Origin of the sequence: Arsenophonus sp. ENCA (assembly GCF_002287155.1) — a bacterium.
Classification (GTDB): domain Bacteria; phylum Pseudomonadota; class Gammaproteobacteria; order Enterobacterales; family Enterobacteriaceae; genus Arsenophonus; species Arsenophonus nilaparvatae.
The window spans coordinates 1-691 of record NZ_NHNG01000075.1 but is presented as its reverse complement, the minus strand read 5'-3'; the positions used below and the strand labels follow the sequence as shown (position 1 = coordinate 691).

Here is a 691-nt window from a genome sequence, read left to right as displayed (position 1 = left end):
CATAAACGATTATCTCGTAACAGCCGCTCTTTGTTGATCATTTCAAACCTTTATTCTCTAAGTTAAACCTCTTTTTATTCTCAATAGCGTGACAAAAAATGCAAGTCTCTATTCAGCAACTAGTTTACTGCTTACTTGCAAGAATATTTTATAGATATCTTTAATGCATGGATAACCGGACAAAATATGAACATCCTGATTTTTTCTTGTTTTTAAATTTATACTTCTTTTTTAGAGACTGCGAAACTCGTGTTCGTTAAAAACCTCACCCTGCGGGGAAAGCGGCTCGGCGCTGCGCCCAAAGCGTTTTCGGCGGCAAAGATTCAACTCTTCCAGCAGAATTTGGTATTTTTCCTGCCAATGAAGATTTTCGCGCTGAAAATCAACGATAATCTGTTTTAGCAAATTGATATCGTTGGGTAAGTTATCTATCGAGATATTCATGACGTGACTTTACCATGCCGCGGCAAAATCCTCCGCAAAATTTAACTGGCTATCCTGCAGTTGAGTGGTTGGTGCAGGCGCATTTTAGCCAGGTCGACACCAGCGAGCAACCAGTACCACTGTTCTTCGGTCAATTGTAAGGTTTTTTGACTGGCAGCAGGCCAACGGAAAAAATCTTGCTCCAGGCGTTTGTACCAGAGACAGAAACCGGTTTTATCCCAGTAAAGGGCTTTTACCTTGTCACGAT

Annotated in this window: 2 protein-coding genes; both read right to left on the bottom strand. The window is 41.1% G+C overall.

Features of this window, described 5'->3' with window-relative positions; all coding sequences use genetic code 11:
- Positions 1 to 231: 231 nt before the first annotated feature.
- Positions 232 to 444: a hypothetical protein gene (locus CBG25_RS02365; RefSeq protein WP_290604258.1), complete on the bottom strand. Its 213-nt coding sequence runs from the start codon at positions 442 to 444 to the stop codon at positions 232 to 234.
- 41 nt (positions 445 to 485) lie between these two features.
- Positions 486 to 691 (bottom strand): IS66 family insertion sequence element accessory protein TnpB (gene tnpB / locus CBG25_RS02360; protein ID WP_290604256.1); only part of this gene is annotated, 206 nt, incomplete at its 5' end.

Bases quoted from the DNA above. Each gene is read 5' to 3' on its own strand.
- CBG25_RS02365 (WP_290604258.1), bottom strand. From the start codon at position 444: ATGAATATCTCGATAGATAACTTACCCAACGATATCAATTTGCTAAAA.